Here is a 26,649-nt window from a genome sequence, read left to right as displayed (position 1 = left end):
GGTGGGAGATGATGAGACAGGGCCAGATCCTTGAAGGCCAAATTCTTGGCTGGATGAGTGCTTTACTGTTCGAAGTGCCGCTCGTTCACGCGACGGACGCCGTATCTCTCAGGGATTACGATCCCTCTCAAAACGTAAGTATTTGTGCTACAATGGGGGAGGGGTTTGTTCAGCTCCCGCAAAGCCCCACCTGCGTTAGGATCAGCGGATCCGTCGAGTACGAAATTACAGCCGGCGCCGACCCTTCCTCTGGTGAGCGCCGAAAAACTTGGGGCCAATCTACCAGCGCTACCCTGTACGGTGATGTCCGGACCCAAACTGAACAGGGGATGCTGCGCGCACATTTCGAATTGGAATCCAACATCGTTGATGGCGTCAATGAAGGCGTCACCTTTTCTGAGGGGGTGATTGGCCTGGGTGGTATCCAAGTCGGCGCCTCCAGCTCGCAATTTGATAGCTGGCTGGATTCGGCCGGCAATGTTCTAAACGACGATGTCATCCCCTACGCTGGCGGCAAGACAAATCAGCTGAATTACACGGCCAGCCTCGGGAGTGGGATTTCCGCGATGCTTGGCGCCGAGCAAGGGGACGAAGGCGACGATGAAAAGGGCGATCAAGGGCATGCAATCGACAGCTATATGCCTCACCTCGTCGGCGGGCTGAAGCTCGAACGGAACTGGGGGGCGATTGGCACGGTCATCGGCTACGACTCCGTGGTTGAAGAAGTCGCGGCAAAGGCGCGGCTGGACCTCAAGCTTGGCGACACCTTCTCAGTCTTCGCCATGGGTGGTTATCAATCGAACCCTGGAGCCCCGAATTACTTTGGAGCGTGGAACGGGACTTACGCGGCCTGGGGCGGCCTTTCTGTATTCCTGTTGCCAAAGCTCACCCTCAATGGCCAAGCGGGCTATGAAGATGCCGGCACCTACGCCTTGGCGTTCAACTTTGACTACGAGATCGCTCCAGGGTTCACCGTAACGCCCGAACTCGATTACACCGTCTTCGGCAGCGACCCCTCCAAGCCCAGCGACGCGCTGGGCGGCATGATCAGCATTCAGCGTGATTTCTGACGGGAACATGTCGCCAAGCGATTGCACCACTGACGCCACTGATGCGCGGACCGGCCATCAGAAAAATCAATCTGCCAGACACTTCAAGACAAGGAGAATGATCATGACCTCAACCCGGCGTTCGCTGCTTAAGATGGGACTGGCGGGCTTGCTTGTGCCGCAGGCGAGGGTTGTTTTGGCGGATCAAAAGCCAAACCAGACCTTCGAGACCTGGCGCCGCAACTTCGAAACCGGAGTTCCGGCACGCATGGCCGTGGCCAAGGTGTCAGGAGCCGCCGTGGGGATAATTTCGAAAAATGGCTCAACCAGCTATTCGGCCGGCTTTGGCTTTGCCGACATTCAACAGCAACGAAAATTCACTGCAGACACTCCAACGCATCTGGCATCGGTCAGTAAGTTGTTTACGGCCTCCGCCCTAGTCCAGCTGTTTGAGCGCAAGGGCCTCGACCTGCATCGAGACGTGAACGAGTTCATCGACTTTACCGTTATAAATCCCCACCACCCCAACATCCCGATGACGCCGCATCAACTCATCACCCACACGTCCAGCATCTCTGATGACGGATATGGAGACTACTCCGTCGTGGGAGATCCAACGCAAAGCCTGGCTGACTTCCTTCGCGACTATCTTGTGAAGGGTGGGGACACCTATTCGCCCAGGAAATCGTACTACAAGGCAAAACCTGGCAGGAAGTGGTCCTATTCCAACGTTGCCGTTGCCCTGGCAGGTTACGTCGTTGAGTGTCTCAGCAAACAGGGCTTCTCCTCTTATGTGGAGAAGCAAATATTCGAACCGCTCGGCATTCGCAACGCGCATTGGCATCTGAAACAATTTGCGCCGGACGTGATTTCGACACCTTACAGGTTCGAAAAGGGGGCTTTTGTTCCACTGCCTCAGGAAGGATATCCCGATGTCCCTGCAGGCATGTTGCGCTGTTCGGTCAGCGACCTTGCAAAGATGCTGCGTGCAATGCTCGGGGGTGAAACGGCCAGTCAGGCAATCCTATCGCCTGCCGCCGTCACCGCCATGCTGCGCGACCAGATCGACCCAGCGATCGTTCATTACCAGGGGCTTGGCTGGATCGAGGAGGAAATCAACGGGACACCCTTTGTTGGGCACTCCGGCAGCGATTTCGGCGCTTCCAACATGGTTATCCTGACGAAGGACCATCGCCATGCAGTCGCTGTGCTGATGAACATCGATGGAACGGAAAAGACTGACACGTTCAGGAGTTCGGTAATTGAAGATCTGCTCGCCGGCGCAGACCTCGCAACGTGAATTGGTCCAGAGGGAGACTTACTCCGAATAGCGGAGATTCATGCCTCTAGCAGGAAGAGCAAATGACGCATTGTGTTTTGACGGCCGAATTCACCCACGAAACTAACACCTTCAACGTGATCAAGACGGACTATGAAGCCTTTCGGAGCAGTCGCATCCTGGAAGGCAATGACGCCATTTCGGCTCGCGGCGATGCCAATACCGAATTGGCCGGATTTCTGGATGTTGCGCGCAAATACCAGTGGGATCTGGTGCATACGATCAGTGCCGATGCCGAACCTGCTGGTCCGGTCACGCGTGACGCGTTTGACCGCATCACCGATAAGATACTGGCTAAGGCGGCGGCTTTGGGCGACAAGCTTGATGGCATTTTGCTTGGCGTGCATGGCGCCATGGTGACCGATTTTTCTTCAGATGGCGAAGGTGAATTGCTTGAGCGTTTACGTCGAGTGCTGAAGCGTCGCATACCGATCGCCGTCACGTTGGACCCGCATGCCAACGTTACCGCCAGCATGTGTGAAAACGCGGACGTCCTGATTTCTTTCAAAACTTATCCACATGTCGATATTCGCGAAACCGCTCGCCATGCCGCCGAGTTGCTGCACAAGGCAATTCAAGGTTCCATCAGACCCAAGACTCTTTTGGTGCGAAGGCCAATGCTGGAGGAGGCAAATGCCGGCCGCACGGATATCGGGCCAATGATTGATTGGATAGAAGAAGCAAGGGAGCATGAAAGGAGTGCCGGTGCACTCGCGGTCAGCATCAATGGGGCCTTTCCAGGTGCCGATGTGAAGGAAGTCGGCCCCACCGTGGTGATGACCTATGACGGCGAGCCCGACAGACACATAGCTTTTGCGGAGCGCATCGCCGACAAAATCTGGGACAATCGCGAGAATGTCCTCAACAAGTTCTACACGCCTAAAGAGTCGGCCGAGATTGCTCGCTGCTACATGGGTGAACGGCCGCTCATCATCGCTGACTACGCCGATAATCCGGGTGCCGGCGCGTATGGCGACGCCACCGCGCTTCTCGATGCGCTCTTGAAGGCGCGCGTCCAGAATGCGTGTTTTGGCCCAATGGTTGATGCCGGGACAGTTAACCAGCTATCAAATGCGAAGATCGGTGATACCGTTTCCGTTTCCCTGGGCGGCAAGATGGACCCGCGCTTTGGCGGACCACCATTGCAGGTTGAGGCTAAGCTTTTGCGTCTAAGCGACGGAAAGCTTGTAGGCACCGGGCCGCAGTTGGGCGGGCTCCAATTCAGTTTTGGTCCCACGGCCGTCATCTCGGTCGGTGGAGTGAAGGTGCTCGTCATCACTGAGCGCTCGCAGTTGCTGGATCAGGAGCAATTCCGAGCCTTTAGCATAGAGCCGACGGCACACGACGTCATCGTTGTGAAATCCCAACAGCATTTCCGCGCGGACTTTGAATCTATCGCTGGAGAGATCATCATCTGCGATTGCGGTGCCCTGTCGACGATGGACTACGTCAAAATGCCGTTCAGGAACGTGCCGCGGCCGATTTACCCGCTCGACAAATTCTAGTGCGACGATCCCGACCGCCGGTACTATGTTAGGCGTGCTCGCGTCGTGCGCGGCGTAGCTAGCAGAAGGCTGGTTTCGCTCCCGGTTATGCCGCCAATCAGGCGGATGCGGCGCAGCACCGCATCGAAATCAGTCAGCGAGGCGGTTCCAAGTTCCACAACCAGATCCCAGCGGCCGTTGGTGGTATGGATAGTCGACACTTCGGGAAACCCGCCCAGTGCCCTGACGACGCGGTCGGCGGCATGACCCTCAATTTCAATAAGCATGATGCCCCGAATGCGTTGATCGACGGCGTCCGCGCGCAGCACCACCGTGTAGCCGATGATGTCGCCGGATCGTTCCAGCCGCTCCATGCGCGTCCTGACCGTGGCGCGCGAGACGCCGAGATCGACGGCAAGATCAGACACGCTGCGCCTGGCGTCATGCCGAAGCAGGGTCACAAGGCGTTCATCGAGAGCGTCCATTGAGGTACCATTTTGATCAATTTCGCTGCCATTACGATAAACAATGCTTTTCGGATTGCCAATTCACCTGCTTCATACCGCCGGCTCACCGTGATCTCATCCCGGCCATTCGAAACTTGGTCGTCGGGAAAACAATGCGTTGCAAAATCGTCGGGGCGCCAGTGCAAGATGGCGCTGGCAGGATGGGATGCGAGATGGGGCCGAGCGCGCTCAGGACCGCCGGGCTGGCCGAGGTGCTGGCCGGCCTTGGCCATATCGTCGAGGATCTGAGCGCCGTCCAGCCGCTTCCGGCAAAGCGCGTCGTGCATGGCAATCTGGCCCTGAAGGCCCTGCCCGAAATATCGGCCTGGACATCTGCCATCGCCGAAGCCGCCTATGCCGCAAGCGAGGACGCCATGCCGATCTTTCTGGGTGGCGATCATTCGATCTCGGCCGGGACCATCGCAGGCCTCGCGCGCCGCGCCGCCGAAACCGGACGTCATCTGTTCGTATTGTGGCTCGACGCGCATCCAGACTTCCACACGCTCGACACCACCGCCAGCGGCAATCTGCATGGTGTTCCGCTTGCTTACGCCAGTGGTCAGCCCGGCTTTGGGGGCTATTTTCCGGAGCTGCCGGCAGCGGTCGATCCCAAGCGTATCTGCACCATGGGCCTGCGCAGTGTCGACCCGGCTGAGCGAACGGCGCTCAATGAGGCCGGAGTAACCGTGCACGACATGCGCGCCATCGACGAGCATGGCATCGCTCCGCTGCTGCGCGCTTTCCTGGCGCGCGTGTCGGCGGAAGACGGCCTGCTGCATGTCAGCCTTGATGTCGACTTCCTCGACCCGTCGATCGCTCCGGCAGTCGGCACCACCGTTCCTGGCGGCGCGACTTTCCGCGAGGCACATCTGATAATGGAGATGCTGTCCGATAGCGGCCTCGTCTCAAGCCTGGACCTTGTCGAGCTCAATCCCTTTCTGGACGAGCGTGGCCGCACCGCGACGCTGCTGGTCGACCTGACGGCCAGCCTGATGGGCCGCCGCATCATGGACCGCCCCACCCGCAGTCATTCCGGGAGCTTTTAATCATGAACACGATGAAGCTGAACGTCGTCCCCTTCGTCAGTGTCGACCGCATGATGAAGCTGGTGATCGCCATCGGTGTCGAGCGCTTCCTGACCGAGCTCGCCAGCTACATCGAGGAAGATTTCCGTCGCTGGGAACTGTTCGACAAGACGCCTCGCATCGCCTCGCATAGCCATGACGGCGTCATCGAGCTGATGCCGACAAGCGATGGGCGCCTCTACGGCTTCAAATATGTCAACGGCCATCCGAAGAACATGCGCCAGGGCCTGCAGACGGTGACGGCCTTCGGCGTGCTCGCCGATGTCGGCAACGGCTACCCGATGCTGCTCACCGAGATGACCATCCTGACCGCGCTTCGCACCGCTGCCACGTCCGCGGTCGCCGCGAAGTATCTGGCGCCGAGCGGCGCGCGCACCATGGCCATCATCGGCAATGGGGCCCAATCTGAATTCCAGGCGATCGCCTTTAAGGCGCTGACCGGCATCGATCGGCTCAGGCTCTATGACCTCGACCGGTCCGCCTCGCTGAAATGTGCGAAGAACCTGGCCGGGATGGGCTTCGACATCACCATCTGTGGGAGTGCACAGGAGGCGGTTGAAGGTGCCGGGACTATCACGACCGTTACCGCCGACAAGCAGAACGCCACCATTCTCACAGATAACATGGTCGGGTCCGGCGTCCACATCAATGCCGTCGGTGGCGATTGCCCCGGCAAGACTGAACTGCACAAGGACATCCTGCTGCGCTCTGACATTTTCGTCGAGTTTCCGCCACAAACCCGCATCGAGGGCGAAATCCAGCAACTGGATTCCACCCATCCCGTCACCGAACTCTGGCAAGTGATCGCTGCCAAGGCGCAAGGTCGGCGAGACGCCAAGCAGATCACGCTCTTCGATTCCGTCGGCTTTGCGATCGAGGATTTCTCGGCACTGCGATATGTTCGCGATCAACTGCAGGCGACCGGCCTCTATGAGGAGCTCGATCTGCTGGCCGACCCCGACGAGCCGCGCGACCTCTTTGGCATGCTGCTGAGGGCGGCCCTGCAGCCGGCAGCTTAATGAATCGGCCGAGCTAACGGAGATCGGTGACCGCGCTCATTGGTGTTTTACCTTAGAAAGAGACCTTGTCGCCGCCCTTGAGCTGCAGGATCCGCCGCGCCTCGTCGGGGGTGGCGATGGAGGCGCCGAGCCCCTCGATGATCTGGCGCACCTTGTTCACTTGCTCGGCGTTGGATTTTGCCAGCTGGCCCTTGCCGATCCACAGCGAGTCCTCCAGCCCAACGCGCACATTACCACCCAGCGCTATGGCCTGCGTGGCGATCGGCAACTGGCTGCGGCCGGCGCCCAGCACGGACCAATGATAGTCATTGCCGAACAGGCGGTCGGCGGTGCGCTTCATATGCGCGACGTCCTCCGGATGGCTGCCGATGCCGCCCAGTATGCCGAACACGCTCTGGACGAAGAACGGTGCCTTGACCAGGCCGCGCTCGACGAAGTGGGCAAGCGTATAGAGATGGCCGATGTCGTAACACTCGATTTCAAAACGAGTGCCGCTTTCCGCGCAGGTGCGCAGGATGTGCTCGATGTCACCAAAGGTGTTGCGGAAGATGCGGTCGCGAGAGCCTTCGAGATAAGGGCGCTCCCAATCATGCTCGAAGGTCTTGAAGCGCTCCAGCATCGGATAGAGACCAAAATTCATGGAGCCCATATTCAGCGAGGCGACTTCCGGCGCGAAGGTCGCGGCCGGCTTGACCCGCTCCTCGACGCTCATCGTCGCGGCGCCGCCGGTGGTGATGTTGATGACGCAATTGGAGCGCTGCTTGATCACCTTCAAGAAAGGCGCAAAGGCCTCGGTCGACTGGTCGGGCCGGCCGTCGGCGGGATTGCGCGCATGCAGATGTACGATGGCTGCACCAGCCTCGGCCGCCCCGATCGCGGCGTCGGCGATCTCTTGCGCGCTCACCGGCAGATGCGGCGACATTGACGGCGTATGGATCGAGCCGGTGACCGCGCAGGTGATGATGATCTTGTTCTGGTTCGCCATTTGAAGGTATCCTGGTCCTTTGAGCGCTTGGTTCACCGCGCCTTATTTCACCGCACCTTGCGTGATGCCTGAGATGAACTGCTTCGACAGCACGACATAGAGCAAGGTGATCGGTAGGGCCGCCAGCGTCAGCCCGGTGAACAGCACGCCCCAGTCGGTGGTGAATTCGCCGACGAAGACCGTGAGGCCCTGCGGCAGCGTCTTGAGATCGTCGGACGTGATCAGCACCAGCGGAAAGAAGAAATCGTTCCAGATCGGCACCGCATTCTGGATCGCAACGATAACCAGGGCCGGGCGCGCCAGCGGCAGCATGATCGAACGCATGATGCGAAATTCGCTGGCACCGTCCATACGCGCCGACTCCTCCAGTTCGCGAGGCAAGGTCCTGAGAAAGCCGGTCATGATGAACACCGCGGAGGGAATGCCCATGGCAACATAGACCAGCACCAGGCCGGCATAGCTGTCGACCAGGCCAAGCGAATCCAACTGGATGAACAATGGAATGATGGCCAGTTTCAGCGGCACGGTCATGCCGCTCAGGAAGAACATCAGCACCAGCGCGCTCAGCCTGAACTGGTAGCGGGCGATGGCATAGGCGGCCATGGTGCTGAACAGAAGGACCAAGGCCACGGCGGCCATGGTGATGCCGAGGGAATTGGCGAGGTAGCGGACGAAATTGGTTTCGCTCCACACACGCTCGGCATTGGCCAGCGAAAAGTGCGCCGGCAGGGCAAAGGGCGACGAGAAGATCTCGGCATTGGTCTTGAAGGATGACATCACCATTACGAACAGCGGATAGATCATGATCAGGGCATTGATCGCCAGCATCAGCTGGATGGCCCCGTTCTTCAACAGCTCGCCGGGTTCCCTGGTGCCGACCGCTGCGCTCACAGTTCGATCTCGCGACGGCGCAGATAGCGAAGCGCGATTGCGGTAACGCCGGCAACGATGACGAACATCATCACCGCCAGCGCGCTGCCCTGGCCGAAATCTTGAATGCCTGTCGTCGTCGAGCCGAAGGCGGTGCGGTAGAAATAGAGGCCGAGCACATCCGTCGCGCCGCCGGGGGACCCGGTTAGGCCGGCCATGACATAGGGGATTTCGAACCAGTTGAAGCTGCCGATGAAGGTCAGGATGGTGACGATGGTGACGCTCGGCGCAATCAGCGGCCAGATGATGCGCGTCATCAGCACATAGTCGCCGGCGCCATCGAGACGGGCAGCCTCGATCACCTCCTTGCCGATGCGCTGCATGCCGGCGAGCAACACCAGCGTCGGGAAGCCGAGCCAGTGCCAGACATTGGCGAACAGGATGCTGCCCAACGCGGTGTTTTCATTGCCGAGCCACGGGATGGCACCGATGCCGACAAGCGCCAGCGTCTGGTTCACAAGACCAAACAGCGGATGCAGGAACAGTTTCCACAGGAAGCCGACGATGACGGCCGACAAGACGACAGGCAGAAAGACGATGACTTGGTGGATGCGATGGCCGGGCAGCGCCTTCAGCAATGCGTAGGCAAGCAGGAAGGCGGTGCCGTTCTCGAACACCATCAGGGCCACGAAGGCGATGATGTTGTGTTTCAGGGCGTTGTAGGTCCAGCCGCTATAAGGCTGTTCGAACAGCACCTTGCGGAAGTTTTCGAAGCCGATGAATCCGGTCGGCTGCAGGCCGTTGAACTCATAGAAGGCAAGCCGGAAGGCCGAGAGCAGCGGCCACAGCACGAACAGCACCATGACCACCAAGGCTGGTGTCAGCAGTGACGCGATCCAGAGTGACCGGCGCCACGGAAAAGCTTTTGTGGTGTGGCTCCGGCCACTGCTCATCTCACTTGCCCTGGAAAGGCTTGTACCATTTGGCGAGGCCGTCGGTCAGGTCGGCGGCCAGTTGGTCCGGGGTGATCGAACCCGACATCATCTTGGTGATGTCGCCCTGCAGCAGCTCCGATCCCGTCGGCTTCTGGAAACGGAAGTAGACGACATTGATATGCGGCATGGCGGTCTCGTTCAACTTGGCGATGTGGGCGAGCAGCTCGTCCTTAATCACTACGCCCTTGATCGGCGAGATGTTGCCGAGCAACGCCGAGAACTTGTCGCCGAACTCCTTGGTGCCCATCCAGTTGACCAGCTTGAGCGCGGCCTCCTTGTTGGCCGACTTGGCGTTGACGGCGTAACCGCCGTCAAAGAACTTGGTCGCCTGCGGCACACCGCCGGCCTTGGCCATTGGCGGGGCGACGAAGTCCATGTTGATGGCGGGGTTCTGGGTCCGGTAGCTGGCGATGTCGAAGCTGCCGCCGGCCAGCATCGCCGCCTTGCCGCTGATGAACAGCTGGCCAGCGGTGTCGTAGTCGATGCCTTCAAAACCGGGAGGCATGTAGTTGCGCAATTCGAGCAGCTTGCCGAGTGCCGCGATGTAGCGTGGGTCCTTGAAGGTGGTCTTGCCCGACGTCAGATCTGTGACAAAGTCCTGGCCGAGGAACGGGTTGGTGAAGATGGCGACGAACATCTCGTTGAACCAGCTTGTCCCCATGCCGTTGGCCAGGGGATAGATACCCTTGTCCTTCAGCGCCTTGCTGACGGTTATGAATTCGGCCCACGTGGTCGGCGGGGTCAGTCCGGCCTTGGCGAAGACGTCCTTGTTGATGAACAGACCGAGCGTCTGCGAGGCAAAGGGCAGGGAATAGACCTTCTTGTCGGCGCGGTAGGTGCCGGCCACCAGCGCATCGGCGGGCTGGTTGGCGAGTGAAGGAATCGTGGTCAGATCCTGCGGCTCGAAATAGCCTGCTTTCACGAACTGCTCGAGCCAGCCATAGGCGTGGGTATGGATGACATCGCCACCCTTGCCGGCGGCCAGCGCCGTGGAGACGATGGTCGGATAATTCTCGTCCGGGAACGACTCGAAGTTCACATGGATGTCCGGATTCTCCTTGGTGAAATCGGTGAAAAGCTCGTTGTAGGCGGCCTTGTCTTCCTGACGCCAGGTCCAGAACGAGATGTCGGTAGCGTGAGCCACGCTTGCCGTAAGTCCCCATGCGAAAGACGCGGCCGCGAGGGCCAGACCAATCCTTCTCCTGCTCATGTTGCAATCTCCCAATCGCGCTTGATGCGCTTTTACGACGATTACCAAATCATAGTTGTTGCCGTCTGGGAAGATAGTTTGTAAAGTTTCCTAACTAAGTTATCGGACGCTGCAACCCGCTTTGTCCGGCATGCGCGGTGGATCTCTTGACTCAGAAAATCATTGCAGGCGTGGATATAGGCGGCACCAAGACGCGCATCATGGCGTGCCTGGGCGAGCGCACGATCGCCGACGAGGTGCTGGTCACGGAGAGTTGGCGTATTCGGCAGATGGAAACCGATGCCACGAGGCTCGCCAACATCGTCTTCGGGTTGTGCGGTGGCGTGGCGCCCGTTGCGCTGGCAGTCGGCGCGCACGGCTGCGACACGGGTGAACAATGCCTGCGCTTCCAGGCGCTGCTGGCGAGCCGGACCGGCGGCGCGGTGCAGGTGGTCAACGATGCCGAACTGATGGTGCCCGCCGCCGGCCATGCCGACGGCATCGGCGTCGTCGCCGGCACAGGTTCCATCGCGGTGGCGCGCACGGCCCAAGGCAAGATGCTGGCGGCCGGCGGATGGGGCTGGATCCTCGGCGATGAGGGCAGTGCGCCGGCTTTGGTCCGCGAGGCCGCCAAGGCGGTCCGCCACAGCCTCGACAGGGGCGAGGATGGTGACCCGCTGATTGCCGCACTGATGCACGAACTCGATACCGATGACCAGACCAAGCTCGGCATCCTGCTCAACGAAACGCGCGGTGCCGCGGTCTGGGGGCGCTATGCCAATGCCGTGTTCGACGCGGCCATCGCAGGATCGGCTCTGGCCATCCGCGTTATCAGGGAAGGTGGGGCAGGACTTGCCGCGCTTGTCGAACTGTTGATCGAACGCGGCGCCAATCCTGCTCTGGTCGTGGCTGGCGGCGGTGTCATCTCGGAGCAGCCGATGCTGATGAAGGCATTCGTCGAGGCCATGGCGGAAGTGTCGCCGGCGAGCCAGATTGTGCTGCTGCGCGAGCCGCCGGTGCTCGGCGGGGTCGCCTTGGCCCGGCGGCTGCTCGTCGGCCAGGGCTGTCCTCCCACATTGGAGCTGTTTGAATGATGAAGCGTATTGGCTATCGCCCGGCGGTGACGCGCCAGACGGAAAGTCTCGAGATCGGCAGGCGCTCAGTGGCCGCGGCACTCGACGGCCTCGATCTGCGAGCCTTTGCCGGCAAGACGATCGGGCTTGCCGGCATCGGCGCCAGCTACCAGGCGGCGCTGGCCGGCGCGCTTTATCTGCGCGCCTCCGGCATCAGGGCCTTCGCCTATACGCCGACAGAGCTCTATGGCCGCACGGATGCTGCCGCCGATGCCTTTATAGCATTGTCGGCCTCCGGGCAGAGCCGAGAAATTTTCGATGTCATGCGCGAGGCATCCGCGTCGCCCCGCGTGGCAGTCTGCCGTGGCAGCCACAATCCGCTGGCTGATTTGACCGGCGCTGTTCTTGCCACGGATTCGGGCGACGACAATGGCGCCAGCTCGACCGGCTATACCGGGACCTTGCTGGCGCTTGGCATGCTGATCGACAGCCTTGCCGGCAACAGCTTCGACTGGACGCGTTTGCCCGGCGCGGTCGCGACCGTCCTCTCCGGTGCGGAACATGCTGGCGGTCAGGCGGCGCGCCTGCTGCAGGGCAGAACATCCATAGACATCGTCGGCGCCGGTGTCAGCTTCGCCAATGCCGGCGAGGCGGCGATGCTGATCCGGGAGGCTGTTCGCGTGCCGGCGTCCGGATGGGATACGCTTAACTATCTGCATGGACCGATGGAATCGCAGGATACGGCGACCGGATTGATCGCCATCGGCGATGGTCGTGAGGTGAAGATCGCGCAGGATGTCGCCGGCTTCGGCTGCCCATCAGTGCTGGTCACGCGGCGCATGGACGTCGTTTCGGCCGATAGGCTGGTGGTGATTTCCATCCCGGCCCTTGGAAATACAATCGCCGATGCCATTCTGGAGATCGTCGCCATCCAGCTTGTCGTCGGCGATATGCAGGACGCCGCCGGCCTGACCGACATCGTTTTCCGTTACCGGCAGACCGATACCAAGCTGAAGCCGTGGTCGCCGACGGAAGTCTGACATCCTTGTGCGGACGTCGTGTAAATTGCCAAACCGGCCACCAATGGGGCATTGAGGATGGGATGCGACTTTGAGTCTTGGCGGCGTTTTCGCTGCACCGACCGGAGACAGGATTTCAGGGCAAAGGTCGAACGGCTGAGATGACGGCTGCGGAAATCCCCAATCTGACCGACAGCGCCCGAGCCGTGCTGCGCGTGCTCGCCGCCCATGGGCCGGTCACGCGGCCGAAGCTCGGTGCCATGCTCGACCTGTCGAAGCCGACGATGTCGGCAGCCGTGTCGGAGCTGAGCGCGCTCGGTCTCGTCGCCTCACGCGGCCTGGAACGCGGCGCCATTGGCCGCACCGCGACCATCTACGGCATCGGCTCGGGAGCGGGCTACGCGATTGGCATCGATGTCGGCGCCGCCCAGGTGCGGGCGGTTGCCTATTCGATGGACACACAGAAGCTGGCATCTGCGGAAGAACCGATTCCGGAAGCCAACGCCGGCGATGCCGACGAGGTCGGCGCCATCGTCCTGTCGGTGGCGCATGCCACGATGGCCAAGGTCGGCAAGAGTTTTCGCGCGCTGCGGGCCATCGCCGTGGCGGTGCCGCGCATTGTATCCAATGATCGTTTCGACCGCCCTGGTGGGCCGTCCGCGGTGCTTGACCTGCTGCGCCGTAGCATCGAGGTGCCGATCATCCTGGAAAACAACGTAAACTGCGCGGCTATCGGCGAAATGCATTTTGGCGCCGCGCAGGGCCACCGGACCTTCGCCTTCCTGCAGGTGGGCGTACGGATCGGGCTCGGCTTCATCACCGAAGGACGCTTGTTTCGCGGCGCTGGCGGTGCGGCCGGCGAAATTGGCCGCATGCCGTTTCCGTGGTCAGCCAGCGAAACGCCCTATCGTGAGGGGCTCGAACATTATCTCGGCTCACGGGCGCTGATCGAGCGTTGCCGTGCCGACTGGCCCTCCGGAGAGGGGGCGCCGCCGGATTCGGCCAAGGGTCTGTTCGCGCGCGCGCTTGAAGGGTCACGGCCGGCCATAGTGGCCGTCGAGCGTCATGCCGCCGATATCGGCAGGCTGGCGGCCGGCTGCATCGGCATGCTTGATCCCGGATTGATCGTGCTTGGCGGCGGGGTCGGCCGAAACCCGCTGATGACGGAAAGTGTTGGAAGGGTGGCGGCGGAACTTGCATGGCCCACACGGATCGCCGTCAGTTCGCTTGAAGATGGCGGCACCGCGCTGGGGGCGGTGAAACTGGCCATGGACTACAGCCTCGGACTGATGCTGCGCGAAGGCCGGCATCCGGCTGTCGTGCTGCCGCCACTGTCCGAGTTGCAGACGGAAGCAAGGAACACTTGATAAGAAGGAAAGGCAGGCCCGGGGCGCGCCTGCCTTCGATGCGGGATGACGCCGTGCCCTACGCGGCCGCAGCGGCTGCGCGTCGGGGCCCACAACGGCAGAAGCTCGATGCCTCGTGGAAAAAGAAGCAGAGCTATGCAATCGCGATGAAATCTGACGAGCCCTGGAGTTGTCAGGCATGCGTTTAGGTGCCTGCGTGATGCCCGCAAGGTGATGACGCGCGCGGAGTTCACAGCCTATGTGCGCGAGCACGTTGATCAGCTTGTCGGTCGAGCCTTCGCGCTCGACAGTTGGCGATCTGATGTTGAGGCGGCTGCCGTTGAGTAGACTGCCGCCGATCGGCGCGCCCGAGGCGCCGCGTCGCGCCCTCAACAACTGCCAAAGCAGAGACGCGCTGAAAACCGCACGCGAATGCGCTCCTCCCGGCTCTTGCGGCATTTTCTCGTGCAGAAAACGGGGCGCCGCGCGGGTGTTGCTTAATGCGGTTCCACAGTGAACCCTGCCGTCTGTTCGAATGACGCCAGTCCACAGCCACAATGCTAGTGTTGTCGAAGCTTTGGGCGGTTGTCAGTTAGGCTCGGTGGCGTGGCACCTTGCACCGCGAAACCGCCTCGCCGATGCTTTGGGTAAACAGATGCCGAGGCACCGCCATGAAACGAATCTATGAAACGCCTGTTCTGACCAGGCGTGAATGCTTGTCGGCTGTTGCGGCCGCGATCCCGCCGTCGGTTTTGATACTCACTCCGCCCGGCTAAGGAACCGCCTTGTTATGAAGAGGCCAGCTGGCGGCTGGCGGCGTTTTGACGCTTGGGCCCGTTGGCGATGAGTTCCCTGAAGACTTGACACCAAAAGCGGTAGTCCACATTTCGACCGGCGAAATTCGCCTCCAGTGCGCAACAGGCCGCGGAGATAGCCGCCTCCGGTCCGCAGAGTTCGATTGCTGCTCTGACGGCGCGCCCATCTCCCACCGTGCCATGCGGCCGACAGCGCGACCACCCTCGAATTTCGCGCTGCTGGCTCCGGTCGGCGGGCAAACTCGTGACTCGCATTCTAGCTATGGCAGCCTACAGAGCCACTGATCCATACGGAGCAGCGGTTAGTCAGAGGTATAGGACTGACCGCCGAACGTCCGACAATCCTCATCTTGGAGGACGAACCTCTGATCGGGCTTGAAGTCGAGGCTTTCTGGTCGAAGCGGGCTTCAACGTCGCCATGGCTGCAAGTTGCGCTGGGGCAGAGAAGGTATTGGAGGAACTCCATCCGGACGCTGTCGTACTCGACGGGCCGGCACTGCCGCCGCTGCGCTTCCGTACCTGCCTGCCCGGCGGCTGCATCGTCGACCTGAGTCTTGATGGGACCTTGGCCACCCTGCCGCGACGGCACCAGCCTCAAGGTCAAGGGGGCCGCGGATGGAGGCAAGGAGACGGTGCTTGCCCTGGCGCTGAACGGCTTTCCCAGCGCGATCGACAGGATGGTCGCGCTGTGGAAGTAGACGTTCTATTCCCCGTATCGCTGCTCCAGCGCTTCGGCAATTTGTTCGCAAAGCAACTCCCCGCTGACAATGGTGACGTGGAGACGCATGCGTGCGCCCTGGGGATCGACCATCGTGACCGCCGCGCCGCGGTCGGAGTATTCGAACGTGTCCAGAACCTTGTGAATGACGAAGTCAGCTACATTGGGCTCCGCGCCGGCGTGGTCTTCCACGGCCTTCCTCCATCCCGAAATTACTGGTGCGTCCCTTTGGTCGGCAGTCGTGTGCCTAGGAGGTCTCCTCTGACAGCTGCCCGACGGATAACATATGTAGCGGATGTATTAGCGTCGAGAAGAATATTACCGCTCCGCAGCTCTATTGCGTCATGTTTCTGGAGCGGGCGGCCTCTCGGCAGAAGCCAAGCCGGGAAACCCAAATCTTTGACGGGCTTCTTTCTGGATAGGTCTGATAAGCGCCAGGTCGCGGTGATGTGCAAGGCTGCGGCGAATGGCTCGAAATCTTCGAGTTACCGGATTTGCTAGCCCAGCACCGGCTCACGCCTTCCCAGCATCAACATTTAATTGTGCAGCCCGTTGGAACCTGTTCTGAGATCGGGCGTTGATGTGCGTTTAGGGGAAATTCAGGCTTTCATGGAACAACGAGCTTTGCCCTCCAGCATTTCTGGCGCGAAATCCTTGGGCCGTCGGGAAGTGGAAGGGCAAGGTGCGGTCCTGCTCCCCGGCAGCGAGACGGAAGATTTCTTCGAGAATGCAGCCGTTGCTCTCCACCTGGTGGGGCATGATGGCACCATTTTGCGCGCCAATCGAGCCGAACTGGAATTGCTCGGCTATGCCTCGGAGGAATACATCGGCCGCAACATCCGGGAATTTCACGCCGATCCCACCGCAATCGACGACATTTTGAACCGTCTCTCTCGGCATGAGCACCTTCAACATTATCGCGCGAGGCTGCGCGCCAGAGACGGCTCCATCCGTTGGGTGGAGATAACATCGAACGTGCGTTCGGATGACGGTCGGTTCCTCAACACGCGCTGCATCACCATCGACGTGACTGAAAAGGTCGAAGCGGAAGAGTTGTTGCGCGAACAGGAGCAGAGACTTGCCCTGACTTATCACAGCGCTGGTGTGGGAATCGTGGAAGCCGACGCCGAAGGTCGGCTGCTGCGTGTGAACGGGCATCTGTGCCGTCTTTTGGGCTATAAGCAGGAGGAGCTTGTTGGTCGATCGATTTTCGATCGGACCTTTCCTTCCGACGTCGAGGCGGATCGCGCGAAATATTTCCAGCAGGTTGCCGGCGAGATCGAAAGCTACACAATCGAGAAGCGGTTCGTCCGTAAGGACGGATCGCTTTTCTGGGCAGTCGTGACGTCTTCCAGCGTTTACGACAGCAGCGGACGGTTTCGTTACGCAGTACGGGTGCAGCACGATATCAGCGAGCGAAAAGCGATTGAGGCGACACTCGCTCAAAGGGCCGAGGAGCAGGCTGCGCTGCATCGATTGACGGAAATGCTGCAGCACGCCCTTACCCGCGAAGACGTCTACGAGGCTGCGCTCGGCGCGATCCAGCGCGGTCTAAGATGTCAGCGCGCTTCTATTCTGCTTTTGGAAGGCGGGATCATGAAGTTTGTCGCGTGGCGCGGCTTGTCGGACGCGTATCGAAGCGCCGTGGAAGGCCATTCGCCCTGGTCCGCAGCAGACCACGACCCGCCGCCCATTTGCATCCGCGATGTGGAACAGGCAGAGCTCCCCAGCACCTTGAGACACGCAATCCGAACAGAAGGCATCGGCGCGGTTTGTTTCATTCCGATAACCGAAGGCGGGCGTCTGTTGGGCAAGTTCATGGCCTATTTCGACGAGCCGCATGATTGCTCTGCTGAAGAGATTGAAGTCGCTCGGACAATCGCGCGTCAGCTCGGGTTCGGCATTGAGCGTGTGAGGACACAGGATTCGGCCCAGCGACTGGCGGCAATCGTGGAGTCGTCCCATGACGCCATCGTGAGCAAAGATCTCAGAGGCGTCGTCTCGAGCTGGAACCGCGGTGCCGAGCGCTTATTCGGTTATACGGCCGCGGAGATGGTAGGCAAGCCCATCACCACTATCATTCCCGAGGATCGGCTGGATGAGGAGCCGCTGATATTGGGTCGCATCCGCAACGGCGAACTCGTGGATCATTTCGAAACGGTTCGCCGCCGCCAGGACGGAACGCTGGTGGATATCTCTCTTACAATATCGCCGGTGCGGGATGCGTCAGGCCGTACCGTCGGAGCTTCCAAAATCGCCCGAGACATAACTGAAAGAAAGGTAGCGGAAACGAAGATACGAGACAGCGAGCGCCACCTTCAAGACCTGCTCGCCGCCATTCCTGCCGCGATCTACACCACTGATCGCGACGGGAAGATCACCTACTTCAATGAAGCGGCGGTGCAACTCGCCGGCCGAACGCCCGTGATTGGCACCGACGAATGGTGTGTGACATGGAAGCTTTACTGGCCGGATGGGACGCCGCTTCCCCACGATCAATGTCCGATGGCTGTCTCACTGCGTGAGGGGCGGCCCATCCGGGGATATGAAGCGGTGGCCGAGCGGCCGGATGGTACCCGGGTTCCCTTCATCCCATATCCGACTCCTATGCGCGATGCGGCTGGAAACATCACCGGCGCCATAAACATGCTGGTCGATGTGAGCGAGCGTAAGCAGGCCGAAAGCCAGCAACGGATCTTGCTCGACGAGCTCAATCATCGCGTCAAGAACAACATGATGATGCTGAAGTCCCTGCTTTCGGTGGCCGCGAGGACGAGCAAGAGTTCGGAGGCTCGGATTGTTCTGGATGAGGCCAGCAAGCGCGTCGCCGCCATGGCTGCCGCTCAGCGGGTCCTCTATGACACGCCCGATGCCATCAACTTCGGTGCTGAGCCTTTCCTGGGAGCTGTTTGCGAGACGGCAAAACAGATGTTCCCTCCAGCCGTTCAATTGGTCTGCCAGGCAGATCCGATCCAACTGCCAAACGACATTGCGATGCCGCTGGCGCTCGCTATCAACGAGCTTTTGATCAATGCCGTGAAGTATGGCTTGCCCGGAAATGGGCATGGAACCATTCGCGTTTCCATCAGGCAAAACGGCCGACGCATTGGCCTGGTGGTCGAGGATGAGGGCCCGGGCTTCGAATTGGATTCTGTGCGCTCCTCTTCGTCAGGCCTGCGACTGGTCGAAGGCTTGGTGCGACAGATCGGCGGGACTTTCGAAGTCAGCCGGCACCCGTCCAGATGCACCGTGACCTTTCGTCAGATGCCCCAGGAGAATGGCCTTGCCAGCTAAAGCAGCAATACATGAGTTGAGCCACGCGGCGGACGTCAATCGATCCTTCAAGCCGCGGGTGGTGTTCTCCCGGGATGATATGAGCGGCGGACAGGCCGAAACCACTCGGAGCCAAGTGATCTTGGTCGTCGAAGACGATTATCTGATCGCGCTGGACATAGAGGCCGGACTGCTGGCCGAAGGCTTCTCGCTGGCAGGCCTCGCGACCAGCGCCGATGAGGCGATAAGCATGGCGCTCTCGACCAAGCCGGTGCTTGCCCTCATGGATATCCGCTTGCTAGGCAAGCGGGACGGCATCGAGGCCGCTCTGGAATTGTACCGCGATCTTGGCATACGATGCATCTTTACGACGGCGCATGGTGATCGCGACGTGAAGCTTCGAGCTGAAGCGGCCAGACCGCTGGGATGGGTGCAGAAGCCTTATTCGATTGCGACGCTAGTCGCAGCCATTCGAAATGCTTTTCAGGAGCTCGAGAAGGAGAGCTGAACGCGGGGGGAAGGTCATTAACAGTTGGACGCGCCGAGCGCGCCACGTCAGTGCTTGGTCCCTGCAATATCCGCCCCTCGGCAGCACGGCTGAGGTCACTGTGCCGAAACAATTCGCCTGCTGTGCGGACCTCCGGATCCTTAGAATGCTCCATTCAAAGTTTCGGAGGCGGAGGTTGGGGCTTGGTGGCAGCCTCTCCAGGCTCGCCGCTGGTTGAGGTCCGGGCCTCAACACCCCGCGTTTCTGCCGAGGGGCGCGACCGACCTTTTTTAGGGCCAAAGATGCCACGCAGGTAGACAAGCTCAGGCACGTACGGATCGACCGCGAATCTCGCGTGGTCATCGACGCGGAGCGCAGAGCCGGTGAAGCGAAGACAGCTCGTTTAAGCGCCCATCGGCTGGCGCAGCGTTCCGTCCTGCATGCAAATGTCGAGCGGAAGACATGTATCGTGGGCAGGCTGGCGGCCTATCATGCAACGTCAGGGACAGAACTCTCGCGTGGCTGGGCATGTAATTTACGGAATGGGCGCTGCTCTTCCTCGCCGTAAGCACCGTTTGACACAATGACCAATCCGGCGCGATCGAGGATCTCAACCGCACCACGTTTGGCGCTGATGAGGCCTCGATATTCCAGCATTTGCATTGCCGTGGTCACGCCGGGGCGCCTGGTTCCAAGCATCATAGCCAAGAATTCATGGGTCAGTTCGATCCTATTGGAATCAACGCGGTCATGAGCCATCAGCAGCCAACGCGCCAATCGCTCTTCGATGTTCGAGCGGCTGTTTACGAGCGATGTGCGTGACGACTGAATCATGAAAGCGTGAGCATATCTCAACACGGTATCGCGGAGGCTCGAACTTTCGGCCAGTGCCGTGCGGAGCATTGTTGCTGACAGGCACGATCCGTTGCTGGCGATTTGGATAAAAGTTTGGTCTGGCGACCTGTCTTGGCCGAGCGCCAGTGCAAGACCAGTCATGCCCTCGCGTCCGATGACGCCGACTTCGCTTTGATGTCCGCCGGCCAGCGTGGCGACCACGGAAGCAACACCCGCCTCTGGAAAATAGACAAGTTTGATGGGCTCATTGGCCACCACCAACGGCGTCTTGATGCCGAGAATGACACGGTGCAATGAAGGCCGCACCAGCGCGAAGTCCGCGGGCGTTAGTGCCTTCAAGATATGATTGCGAAAAGTGGATTGCGGCATAGCTCTCTTCCCATTTCGGGCAAGAGCATGGTTCTCTCTCACGGTCGGACGCATCCGGCGAAAACGGCGGCCGATAGGCCACCGTATACCCCCTGTGCTGCGAATGCAAAAACGAGGGTCGACGCAAAACTGGTGATCTCACGACGGGCGATTGACAAATCTCGCTGCCGCAACGCATTTTGGGTTCGAGGTAAGCGAGGAGCACCACCATGAAGAAAACCTATGAGAAGCCTGCTCTGACCAAGCATGAACGTTTGTCCGCTATTACGGCCCTGACTTCTTCGTCGATTACCGTTACAGGCCCGATCGACTAACTGAAACATCTGCCTTTCACCACCCGCCCGCTGGCTCAGGCCGGCGGGCTTTTTTGCTTGCGGCGGGAACCAATTCTATCTGGCCAGGTTCACTCCCCGGCGTCCCTCGACACCCCCCGGACAGGAGCGCCGGAAAGTTGCTCGACAGCTTTCAAACAAAGCCCGCCACCGTCCCCTCAGTGGCGGGCTTTGGTGTGTTTAGCGCGGCGAGGTGGACTTGAGTACCTACGTGAGACAGCGTCTCGCTGAAATCAAAGCTGATCCTTCGCTTCGGAGGCGTTCCCGCGTCAGGCGGCGGCTTAGGCTAAAACAGATGTCCCTTGCTTCGGAGCTGTTTGCAGCCTTAGGTTTCCGCAAACGGCTGCTGATCGTCATCTACCTGGTTGAGGGGGAGCGATCCGTTTCCGACCTGGTGGCACTGATTGGTGGGTCACGGACCGCCCTTTCACGGCATTTGAGCGGTATGGCCAAGCTGGGTATCGTCCAAGCCCGCAACCAAGGTAGCCAGCGCTGCTATTCCTGTGTTTCGAACGAGGCGAGGATGCTTGTGCGCGCTCTCAGCGACATCGCTGACAGGGACAAACTTCCGATGGGAAGACGGTCGGGAAAGGGATCATCTTCGTGGCGCCAGGGATAATGCGATGACCAAAGCCTGTTGGCTCCGGCCGGCGAGCTTTTTGTGCGCGGGAACTTGTCCGGTAGCGGAGGTTAAGTGGTCGATTCCTTACAGGATGCATCCACTAAAGAAGCCCATCGCGGGAGGCCACGCGGCGGCTTTTCGTTTCATAGCGGCACAGTTTCATTGGCACCGAAATTGCAGCGTCTATCTCAGCTTGGGTCACCAACGCCCAGGCAGTCCCTTTTACTCATCCCCAGGGACGCCCGCCGCTGCCGTGAATGGGGCGGCGGGCAATTTGGGCAAAACACGTCGAAGTGCTATTGTGATCCACAACTGGACGGAGGCGTCGCATGCGAATCCTCGTGGTTGCAATCGTGGAGCTTGTCTTTATGGCGGGCGGCTTGTGGCTGGCGGCGGACTGGGTGGTTAGCCGTCCTGCGCTGATCATCATTCCCGGTTGACATGCGCCTCTTTTGGCCGCTGCAAGGTTGCAGGCGGCTCTTCAAAGACGGTCCGGCGCCGGTAGCAAGGGGAGTGAAGTCGGCCGACGCAGTGCCTGAGAGCTACCGCGTCGGCCAGGCGACCTACAGGTCCGCCGCGCGCTGACAAGACAGAATGATGGTCACGCCGTCAACTCATTGCTGGGACTTCAGTCGGACTCGCTGCAGCCAAGATTCGGGGTATTATCCCGTCTTCTTCTGTTTGTCAGCGATGGGTCCCGATGGGCAGTTTGAAGCGCATACTTCCGCCTGGATTCACCACTCAAGAGCTTATACGAGCTGTACGTCCCGACTGTCGCCAAGGGGATGTGATCTCTATCGGGGAAACCATCCAGGAGCTTCGCGCACGCGCGCCTGGTTGCGCCGATACCGACGAGGCCCTTACGGCTGCTATCGTGAAATTCGCAACTGGTAGGGCCATGGCGGTCAGCTTCGATGGGCGAGAGCGTCCAACGTCGCATTGACACTGACCAAGAACCCCCATCCGCTGCCAATGTGTCGTTCTAATACGCATGTCCTGGCACCAGCCTTGCACGGCCATTTCATCTTGGGAGAAGATGAAAATGGCTCTATCCAATCAGCTGCTTGACGAACACCTGACTTTTCAGTGTCCGAGCTGCAAAACCCCACTGGTAAGGAAAGGCTCCTGGGTCAAGTCCGTAACGACGTTCACCTGCAAACGATGCGGCGAAAGGGTACGGCTCTCGTACAGCGAGAAGCTTGAAATTTTCAGGTTGGGTGCCGCTGCGCGCGACACTGGAACCTGACGTCGCGTTGTCTTCTTTGTTCGTCCGTTTGAATGACCCGGGTCAATGGCCACGATGCTAATTTCAGATAAGCTGGCTACGGTTTTGCCAGTTAGGCTCGGTGGTTTTGCCCTGCGAGATCAAACCACCGAGCCGCCGCCTGGTCAGATGGGCCTCTCCATGCGGGCTGCAACATACCATGCAAAGGTCTAGAGCTAATTAGCTATAACTAATTGAATCGCGGTTGGGTAACAATCGCGGACGTGAGGGTCGGAGTATCGAGTTGAGATTATGGCCGGCGGGTCGTTGTGTCTTCGCAGGTGGTCATGGCCCAGGTGCCATTCAAAGCGGCAGAAGCACACCTCGGCCAGCCGGTCACATTGAGGCATTAGGAAGAAAACTGGCTGCGTGTCACCGAAATAAGAGGCGGGAAGCGAACCTTCGCTTATGTTCCGTCGGGTGAGGGCGGCATGAGCACTCGCCGCGTCAAACTTCTCGACAAGCGGCTGAGCAGCCAGTCCAAACGTGATCTCGGTCTCGGAGGCTATTCAGAAGCTTTTCGCCGACGCCAAGGCGATCGGGATCAGCAGTACCGAGTTCGAGGATGGCTGAAATGGGCGGTCTCCGGACGGTCCGCTATCGGAGGTCGAGGATCAAATAGCGGCCGTTGAAGGGCTCCGATTCAGCGACGGCTTTCGACCTCATTTGCGTCGGCTGAGACGCGGAGGCGCATTGTCGTGGGAAAGCGGAAGGCGGCATAGGACGGCGTCGCCACGCCGATCAGCCATTTGCCGTCGCACTGAGAGCGAGGCTCTCTTGCCTGAACCATCCCGGTTGGCGGCAACCTCGCGTTCGAGCGCGAGCAGCGCCTGCTCGACCTCATCGAGACGCGACGGCCGACTGTTTTCAGGCATGCCCTCATTGGTCGCCTGGTCGATCAGGTACTCCGTCAAGACCCAGTTCATCAGGATCGAGCGCTTCGCCTCCAGCGGCAGCGTCAGATCGCGGACCAGGTCCATAGGCGATGTCCAGCCATCCGATCCGGAGGGATCGTTGCGATTGGCGGCACTGTCGAGGGCGCGCCCGTAGCTCTCCTGAAGGACGGCAAGTCCGAGCCGCTCAAGCACAGCATCTGAGGAAGCGCGCGTAGAACTCCCGGCCTGTGCAGGCATCTCATCGAGCCGCAGGCAACGGCCCTTGCCGACCAGCGCGGTCGGCGTCTGGACGACATAGGTCAGGCCCTGCCGCTCGGCGTAGCGGATGGCCGATTCCAATGTCGGAAAGCCAAGCTCGACCTGGGCCAGCGTGTCGTCGCCGCTCGTATAGCCCATCAGCGGCTCGATGAACGGCGCTGTGCGTCGCTCGAAAACGAGGCGCCAGCCCTTCGAGCGGGCCTTGCCGAACGTGGTCACCGCGCGCGACGGCTTGTAGATGCGCGCGACCGCATCGTCTGTGAAGAGCGAGCGCCCCATCGAAAGGGGCTTGTGCAGGTTGTCGTTCGACGGCCACCCCTGCGGGTCTGGCATTCTGGTTGATCTGTCGACCTGTCTCGTCATCTCCATTGTTCATCCCTCCCTGTCTGGCGAAGGATGCTGCCGGCGGCGGCAGCTGGCCCGCCGCCGGCGCCTGCCATGCGTTAGCTCTTGATGGCGATGCGCTTGACCTGCGACTGCGCCCTCTCGCTCTTGGGCAAGGTCACGGTCAGCACACCATTGCTGAAGCGCGCGTCGACCTTGTCGTCCTTGACCTCGTAGCCGAGTGGGATGCGCCGCTCGAAGTGGCCATAGAAACGCTCGGAGAACTGCCGGTCCTTGTCCTCCGTCTCGGAGTGTTTTTCACCCTTCAACGTCAGCACACCGTCGTCGAGCAGAACTTCGATGTCCTTCTCTTCGAGGCCAGGTATCTCGGCTGTCACCTTGATCTCCTTCTCACTGTCGGAAATCTCGACGCTCGGCCAACCGCCGCTGAAGGCGGAAGGAGTGTTGAAAGAGGGAAGGTTCGAGCCGAAGCCGCGAAAGACGTCGTCGAACAGCCGGTTCACCTCGCGATGCAGGGACAGGAATGGGTCGCGCTCGCTATCGCGGAACACAGTTGGAACCTGGTTGCCGTTGCCGCGGTTCCAGGGGATCAGATCACGGACATTCATTGTTCTTCTCCTTCTGTTTGTTCGTTTGTTCCCGCCAGCGCCGGGGATTGCCCGACGCCGTGCCCAATTGGCGCTGTGGGAGCGGCTTCAGGCGGCCTGCTTATCGGCCTCGATCTGCTTCGTCTCGACCTTGGGCAGCGCCTCGCCGGCCGCAATCTCGATCTTGCGGGGCTTCATTTCCTCGGGAGTCTCGCGCTTGAGATCGATCGCCAGCAGGCCATTGACTAGGCTTGCGCCTATGACCTTCACATGGTCGGCCAACTCGAAGCGGCGCTGGAAAGGACGCTCGGTCACACCGCGATGCAGATACTGGCCGGTGTCGTCGCCAGCCTTTTGACCGGACACCATGAGCATGTTCTGCTCCTGGGTGATGGTCAGATCGTCCTGCGAAAAACCGGCCACCGCCATGGTGATGCGGTAGTCGTGCTCGCCAGTCTTGACGGTGTCATAGGGAGGCCAGTTGTCGATAGTTTCGACGCGGCTTGCAGCCTCCAGCGCGTCCAGCACTCGGTCGAAGCCGATGCTCGACCGGAATAGGGGAGAAAAGTCGAGAGTGGTTCTCATAGCCACATCCTCCTTTGAGCAATATGGATACAAGGTCTTCTGCCACCGGATGCTCTCCGGCCGGCATACCGGCCCCGATGGCGCCGGCGGTCATGATTTAGTTCACTGGATTGGCTGTTCAAGAGGCCGGCGTCTTACTATGCCTTTAACCGGAACTCGACTGGGTGCTGATGTCTTGGCACGTCTTCACCAGCCAGACTTCAGCGACTGACATAAAGATCGGACCTGCCCCTCGGCGACGCCCGATTGAGATCAGCACTCTGCGATGAGCAGACCAGGACTCGCCCGCTGCCGTACTCAAGCAGCAGGCCCAGCGCATCGCGTCCCACCTGCTCAAGCTATTTTTGAACGGCCTGATAACCTAGGAGCAACTTCTGGACGCCGAGAGGAACCGGGCCGGACGGCTAGAGCATCCGCTTCCGCCCCAGAACGTTGTGGCCGACAGCCAGCTGCACGTCGGCTAGGAAGTTTGCCCAGCTCCCCGGCCGGGTGCCGCCTGCCTTTTCACAGACGGAAGGGAAGCAATTGAGGAAGCGTGTGTGAAGGCTGGAGCAGGCGCTGAAGCCAGCCAGTTCACAGCCGCTGTCGTGAACGAGACAACTGAGGTTGGTGATGTCGGAGCTCAAGTTCCGCACCCCGTCGAGCGAGAGCCAGGTAGCGCCAAACTCATGGTCTGGATGGACGTCCGCCCGGCCTTCACATTGTTGGCCATTTGGAAGGCGGCGCGGTGGTGCCGCGGTGCCCGGCAAGACCGGCCGTAAGCACAGAGGCTCTCCCTGTGCTATTTGCTTACGATCAAGTCCACCAACCGAGGATCTACGATCGGGGAGCCGGTATATACCCGGACAAGTTCCTCAGCGTATTTTCGCCACTTGCTCTCCGGGATGCCTTCTTCCAAGACCGATTTTTGGAAGGTCGTCCTCAGAATATCCGCATCGAGTGCTGACAGTCCGTGTTTCGCCATGTTTCCTTCGTGCCCCCCGGCCCGGCTGCATCTCGAATGTAAGCCCGTAGGGGACCTGTTTCCCGAAGCTTCAAGCCGCGCGGTCAAGCGGCCTTCCTTTTGATGGACCGCAACCTCCAGGAGAAGGTGTCGGTCACCGAGATGGCGGCCAGATTGAATTGCTCCGGGCGCCAGCTGGAGCGTCTCTTCGGCATAGAGTTGGGCGCAAGCCCCATGGCCGCCTATCTAGCTCTGCGTGTGCACGATGCGAAATCGCTTCTCGACGCCAGCGATCTGCAGATCGGTGAAATCGCGTTCCGATGCGCCATCTAACGTGAGCG

Annotated in this window: 24 protein-coding genes; 14 read left to right on the top strand and 10 right to left on the bottom strand. The window is 60.3% G+C overall.

The window, feature by feature from the left end; translation table 11 throughout:
* Positions 1-11: 11 nt before the first annotated feature.
* From LB524_RS16875 to LB524_RS16865, 3 genes are all read left to right on the top strand, one after another.
* Positions 12-1,070 (top strand): porin, encoded by a 1,059-nt coding sequence (locus tag LB524_RS16875; protein WP_181171032.1) that lies wholly within the window; start codon positions 12-14, stop codon positions 1,068-1,070.
* 103 nt (positions 1,071-1,173) lie between these two features.
* Positions 1,174-2,349 (top strand): serine hydrolase domain-containing protein, encoded by a 1,176-nt coding sequence (locus LB524_RS16870; protein ID WP_140787405.1) that lies wholly within the window; start codon positions 1,174-1,176, stop codon positions 2,347-2,349.
* Between the two features lie 62 nt (positions 2,350-2,411).
* Positions 2,412-3,893 carry a M81 family metallopeptidase gene (locus LB524_RS16865; RefSeq protein ID WP_224528433.1) on the top strand — a complete coding sequence of 494 codons (1,482 nt, stop codon included), beginning with the start codon at positions 2,412-2,414 and terminating at the stop codon, positions 3,891-3,893.
* Positions 3,894-3,916: 23 nt separating this feature from the next.
* Here the strand turns inward: LB524_RS16865 and LB524_RS16860 are convergent, their stop codons facing one another.
* Positions 3,917-4,357 (bottom strand): Lrp/AsnC family transcriptional regulator, encoded by a 441-nt coding sequence (locus LB524_RS16860; protein ID WP_140787409.1) that lies wholly within the window; start codon positions 4,355-4,357, stop codon positions 3,917-3,919.
* 134 nt (positions 4,358-4,491) lie between these two features.
* On the opposite strand from LB524_RS16860, the gene rocF reads away from it, so the two are divergent.
* A complete protein-coding gene (rocF, locus tag LB524_RS16855) occupies positions 4,492-5,424 on the top strand; it encodes an arginase (protein WP_224528430.1) in 933 nt (310 codons plus the stop codon).
* A 2-nt stretch (positions 5,425-5,426) separates the two neighbouring features.
* Positions 5,427-6,482, top strand: coding sequence for an ornithine cyclodeaminase (locus LB524_RS16850; RefSeq protein WP_224528421.1), 1,056 nt, complete (start codon positions 5,427-5,429; stop codon positions 6,480-6,482).
* A 52-nt stretch (positions 6,483-6,534) separates the two neighbouring features.
* Here LB524_RS16850 and LB524_RS16845 read toward each other — a convergent pair whose 3' ends face one another.
* The 4 genes from LB524_RS16845 to LB524_RS16830 are packed head-to-tail and all read right to left on the bottom strand — an operon-like array spanning position 6,535 to position 10,542.
* Positions 6,535-7,467, bottom strand: coding sequence for a 3-keto-5-aminohexanoate cleavage protein (locus LB524_RS16845; RefSeq protein ID WP_224528416.1), 933 nt, complete (start codon positions 7,465-7,467; stop codon positions 6,535-6,537).
* Between the two features lie 42 nt (positions 7,468-7,509).
* Positions 7,510-8,358 (bottom strand): carbohydrate ABC transporter permease, encoded by an 849-nt coding sequence (locus LB524_RS16840; protein ID WP_140793789.1) that lies wholly within the window; start codon positions 8,356-8,358, stop codon positions 7,510-7,512.
* On the bottom strand, positions 8,355-9,290 hold the full coding sequence (locus tag LB524_RS16835) for a carbohydrate ABC transporter permease (protein ID WP_140793787.1): 936 nt from the start codon (positions 9,288-9,290) through the stop codon (positions 8,355-8,357). Before LB524_RS16835 ends, LB524_RS16840 begins: the two co-directional genes overlap by 4 nt.
* A 1-nt stretch (position 9,291) precedes the next feature.
* The gene (locus LB524_RS16830) at positions 9,292-10,542 is read right to left on the bottom strand and encodes an extracellular solute-binding protein (RefSeq protein WP_140793785.1); all 1,251 of its coding nucleotides are present in this window, start codon (positions 10,540-10,542) and stop codon (positions 9,292-9,294) included.
* A 137-nt stretch (positions 10,543-10,679) separates the two neighbouring features.
* Here LB524_RS16830 and LB524_RS16825 point away from each other — a divergent pair, with 137 nt between their 5' ends.
* From LB524_RS16825 to LB524_RS16810, 4 genes are all read left to right on the top strand, one after another.
* Positions 10,680-11,615: a BadF/BadG/BcrA/BcrD ATPase family protein gene (locus LB524_RS16825; RefSeq protein WP_224528413.1), complete on the top strand. Its 936-nt coding sequence runs from the start codon at positions 10,680-10,682 to the stop codon at positions 11,613-11,615.
* On the top strand, positions 11,612-12,634 hold the full coding sequence (locus LB524_RS16820) for an SIS domain-containing protein (RefSeq protein WP_224528411.1): 1,023 nt from the start codon (positions 11,612-11,614) through the stop codon (positions 12,632-12,634). Before LB524_RS16825 ends, LB524_RS16820 begins: the two co-directional genes overlap by 4 nt.
* A gap of 140 nt (positions 12,635-12,774) precedes the next feature.
* Positions 12,775-13,980, top strand: coding sequence for an ROK family transcriptional regulator (locus LB524_RS16815; RefSeq protein WP_140793780.1), 1,206 nt, complete (start codon positions 12,775-12,777; stop codon positions 13,978-13,980).
* Between the two features lie 1,351 nt (positions 13,981-15,331).
* Positions 15,332-15,472 carry a hypothetical protein gene (locus LB524_RS16810; protein WP_181171522.1) on the top strand — a complete coding sequence of 47 codons (141 nt, stop codon included), beginning with the start codon at positions 15,332-15,334 and terminating at the stop codon, positions 15,470-15,472.
* A gap of 5 nt (positions 15,473-15,477) precedes the next feature.
* Here LB524_RS16810 and LB524_RS16805 read toward each other — a convergent pair whose 3' ends face one another.
* Positions 15,478-15,684, bottom strand: coding sequence for a hypothetical protein (locus LB524_RS16805; protein WP_140793778.1), 207 nt, complete (start codon positions 15,682-15,684; stop codon positions 15,478-15,480).
* A gap of 417 nt (positions 15,685-16,101) precedes the next feature.
* On the opposite strand from LB524_RS16805, the gene LB524_RS16800 reads away from it, so the two are divergent.
* Positions 16,102-18,786 (top strand): PAS domain S-box protein, encoded by a 2,685-nt coding sequence (locus LB524_RS16800; protein WP_140793776.1) that lies wholly within the window; start codon positions 16,102-16,104, stop codon positions 18,784-18,786.
* On the top strand, positions 18,776-19,273 hold the full coding sequence (locus tag LB524_RS16795; protein ID WP_224528408.1) for a response regulator: 498 nt from the start codon (positions 18,776-18,778) through the stop codon (positions 19,271-19,273). The genes LB524_RS16800 and LB524_RS16795 overlap by 11 nt, the downstream gene beginning before the upstream one ends.
* A 468-nt stretch (positions 19,274-19,741) precedes the next feature.
* Here the strand turns inward: LB524_RS16795 and LB524_RS16790 are convergent, their stop codons facing one another.
* Entirely contained in the window at positions 19,742-20,476 is a 735-nt protein-coding gene (locus tag LB524_RS16790) for a Crp/Fnr family transcriptional regulator (RefSeq protein WP_140793774.1), read from the bottom strand.
* 209 nt (positions 20,477-20,685) lie between these two features.
* Between LB524_RS16790 and LB524_RS16785 the strand changes: the two genes are divergently transcribed.
* Both LB524_RS16785 and LB524_RS29090 read left to right on the top strand, forming a co-directional pair.
* A complete protein-coding gene (locus LB524_RS16785) occupies positions 20,686-20,790 on the top strand; it encodes a putative RiPP precursor (protein ID WP_224528406.1) in 105 nt (34 codons plus the stop codon).
* Between the two features lie 313 nt (positions 20,791-21,103).
* Positions 21,104-21,427 (top strand): ArsR/SmtB family transcription factor, encoded by a 324-nt coding sequence (locus tag LB524_RS29090; RefSeq protein WP_224528404.1) that lies wholly within the window; start codon positions 21,104-21,106, stop codon positions 21,425-21,427.
* A 1,929-nt stretch (positions 21,428-23,356) separates the two neighbouring features.
* Here LB524_RS29090 and LB524_RS16775 read toward each other — a convergent pair.
* The 3 genes from LB524_RS16775 to LB524_RS16765 form a co-directional block, all read right to left on the bottom strand.
* Positions 23,357-24,217: an NADH dehydrogenase ubiquinone Fe-S protein 4 gene (locus LB524_RS16775; RefSeq protein ID WP_224528402.1), complete on the bottom strand. Its 861-nt coding sequence runs from the start codon at positions 24,215-24,217 to the stop codon at positions 23,357-23,359.
* Between the two features lie 74 nt (positions 24,218-24,291).
* Positions 24,292-24,801 (bottom strand): Hsp20/alpha crystallin family protein, encoded by a 510-nt coding sequence (locus LB524_RS16770; protein ID WP_224528400.1) that lies wholly within the window; start codon positions 24,799-24,801, stop codon positions 24,292-24,294.
* 87 nt (positions 24,802-24,888) lie between these two features.
* Complete coding sequence (locus tag LB524_RS16765; protein ID WP_224528397.1) at positions 24,889-25,365, bottom strand: Hsp20 family protein; 477 nt, start codon at positions 25,363-25,365, stop codon at positions 24,889-24,891.
* Between the two features lie 1,066 nt (positions 25,366-26,431).
* Here LB524_RS16765 and LB524_RS16760 point away from each other — a divergent pair.
* Positions 26,432-26,641 carry a helix-turn-helix domain-containing protein gene (locus tag LB524_RS16760; protein WP_224528394.1) on the top strand — a complete coding sequence of 70 codons (210 nt, stop codon included), beginning with the start codon at positions 26,432-26,434 and terminating at the stop codon, positions 26,639-26,641.
* Positions 26,642-26,649: the final 8 nt, after the last annotated feature.

The sequence above is a fragment of the Mesorhizobium sp. ESP6-5 genome, assembly GCF_020164695.1.
Taxonomy (GTDB): domain Bacteria; phylum Pseudomonadota; class Alphaproteobacteria; order Rhizobiales; family Rhizobiaceae; genus Mesorhizobium; species Mesorhizobium australicum.
This window is presented reverse-complemented; position numbering and strand designations above follow the sequence as displayed.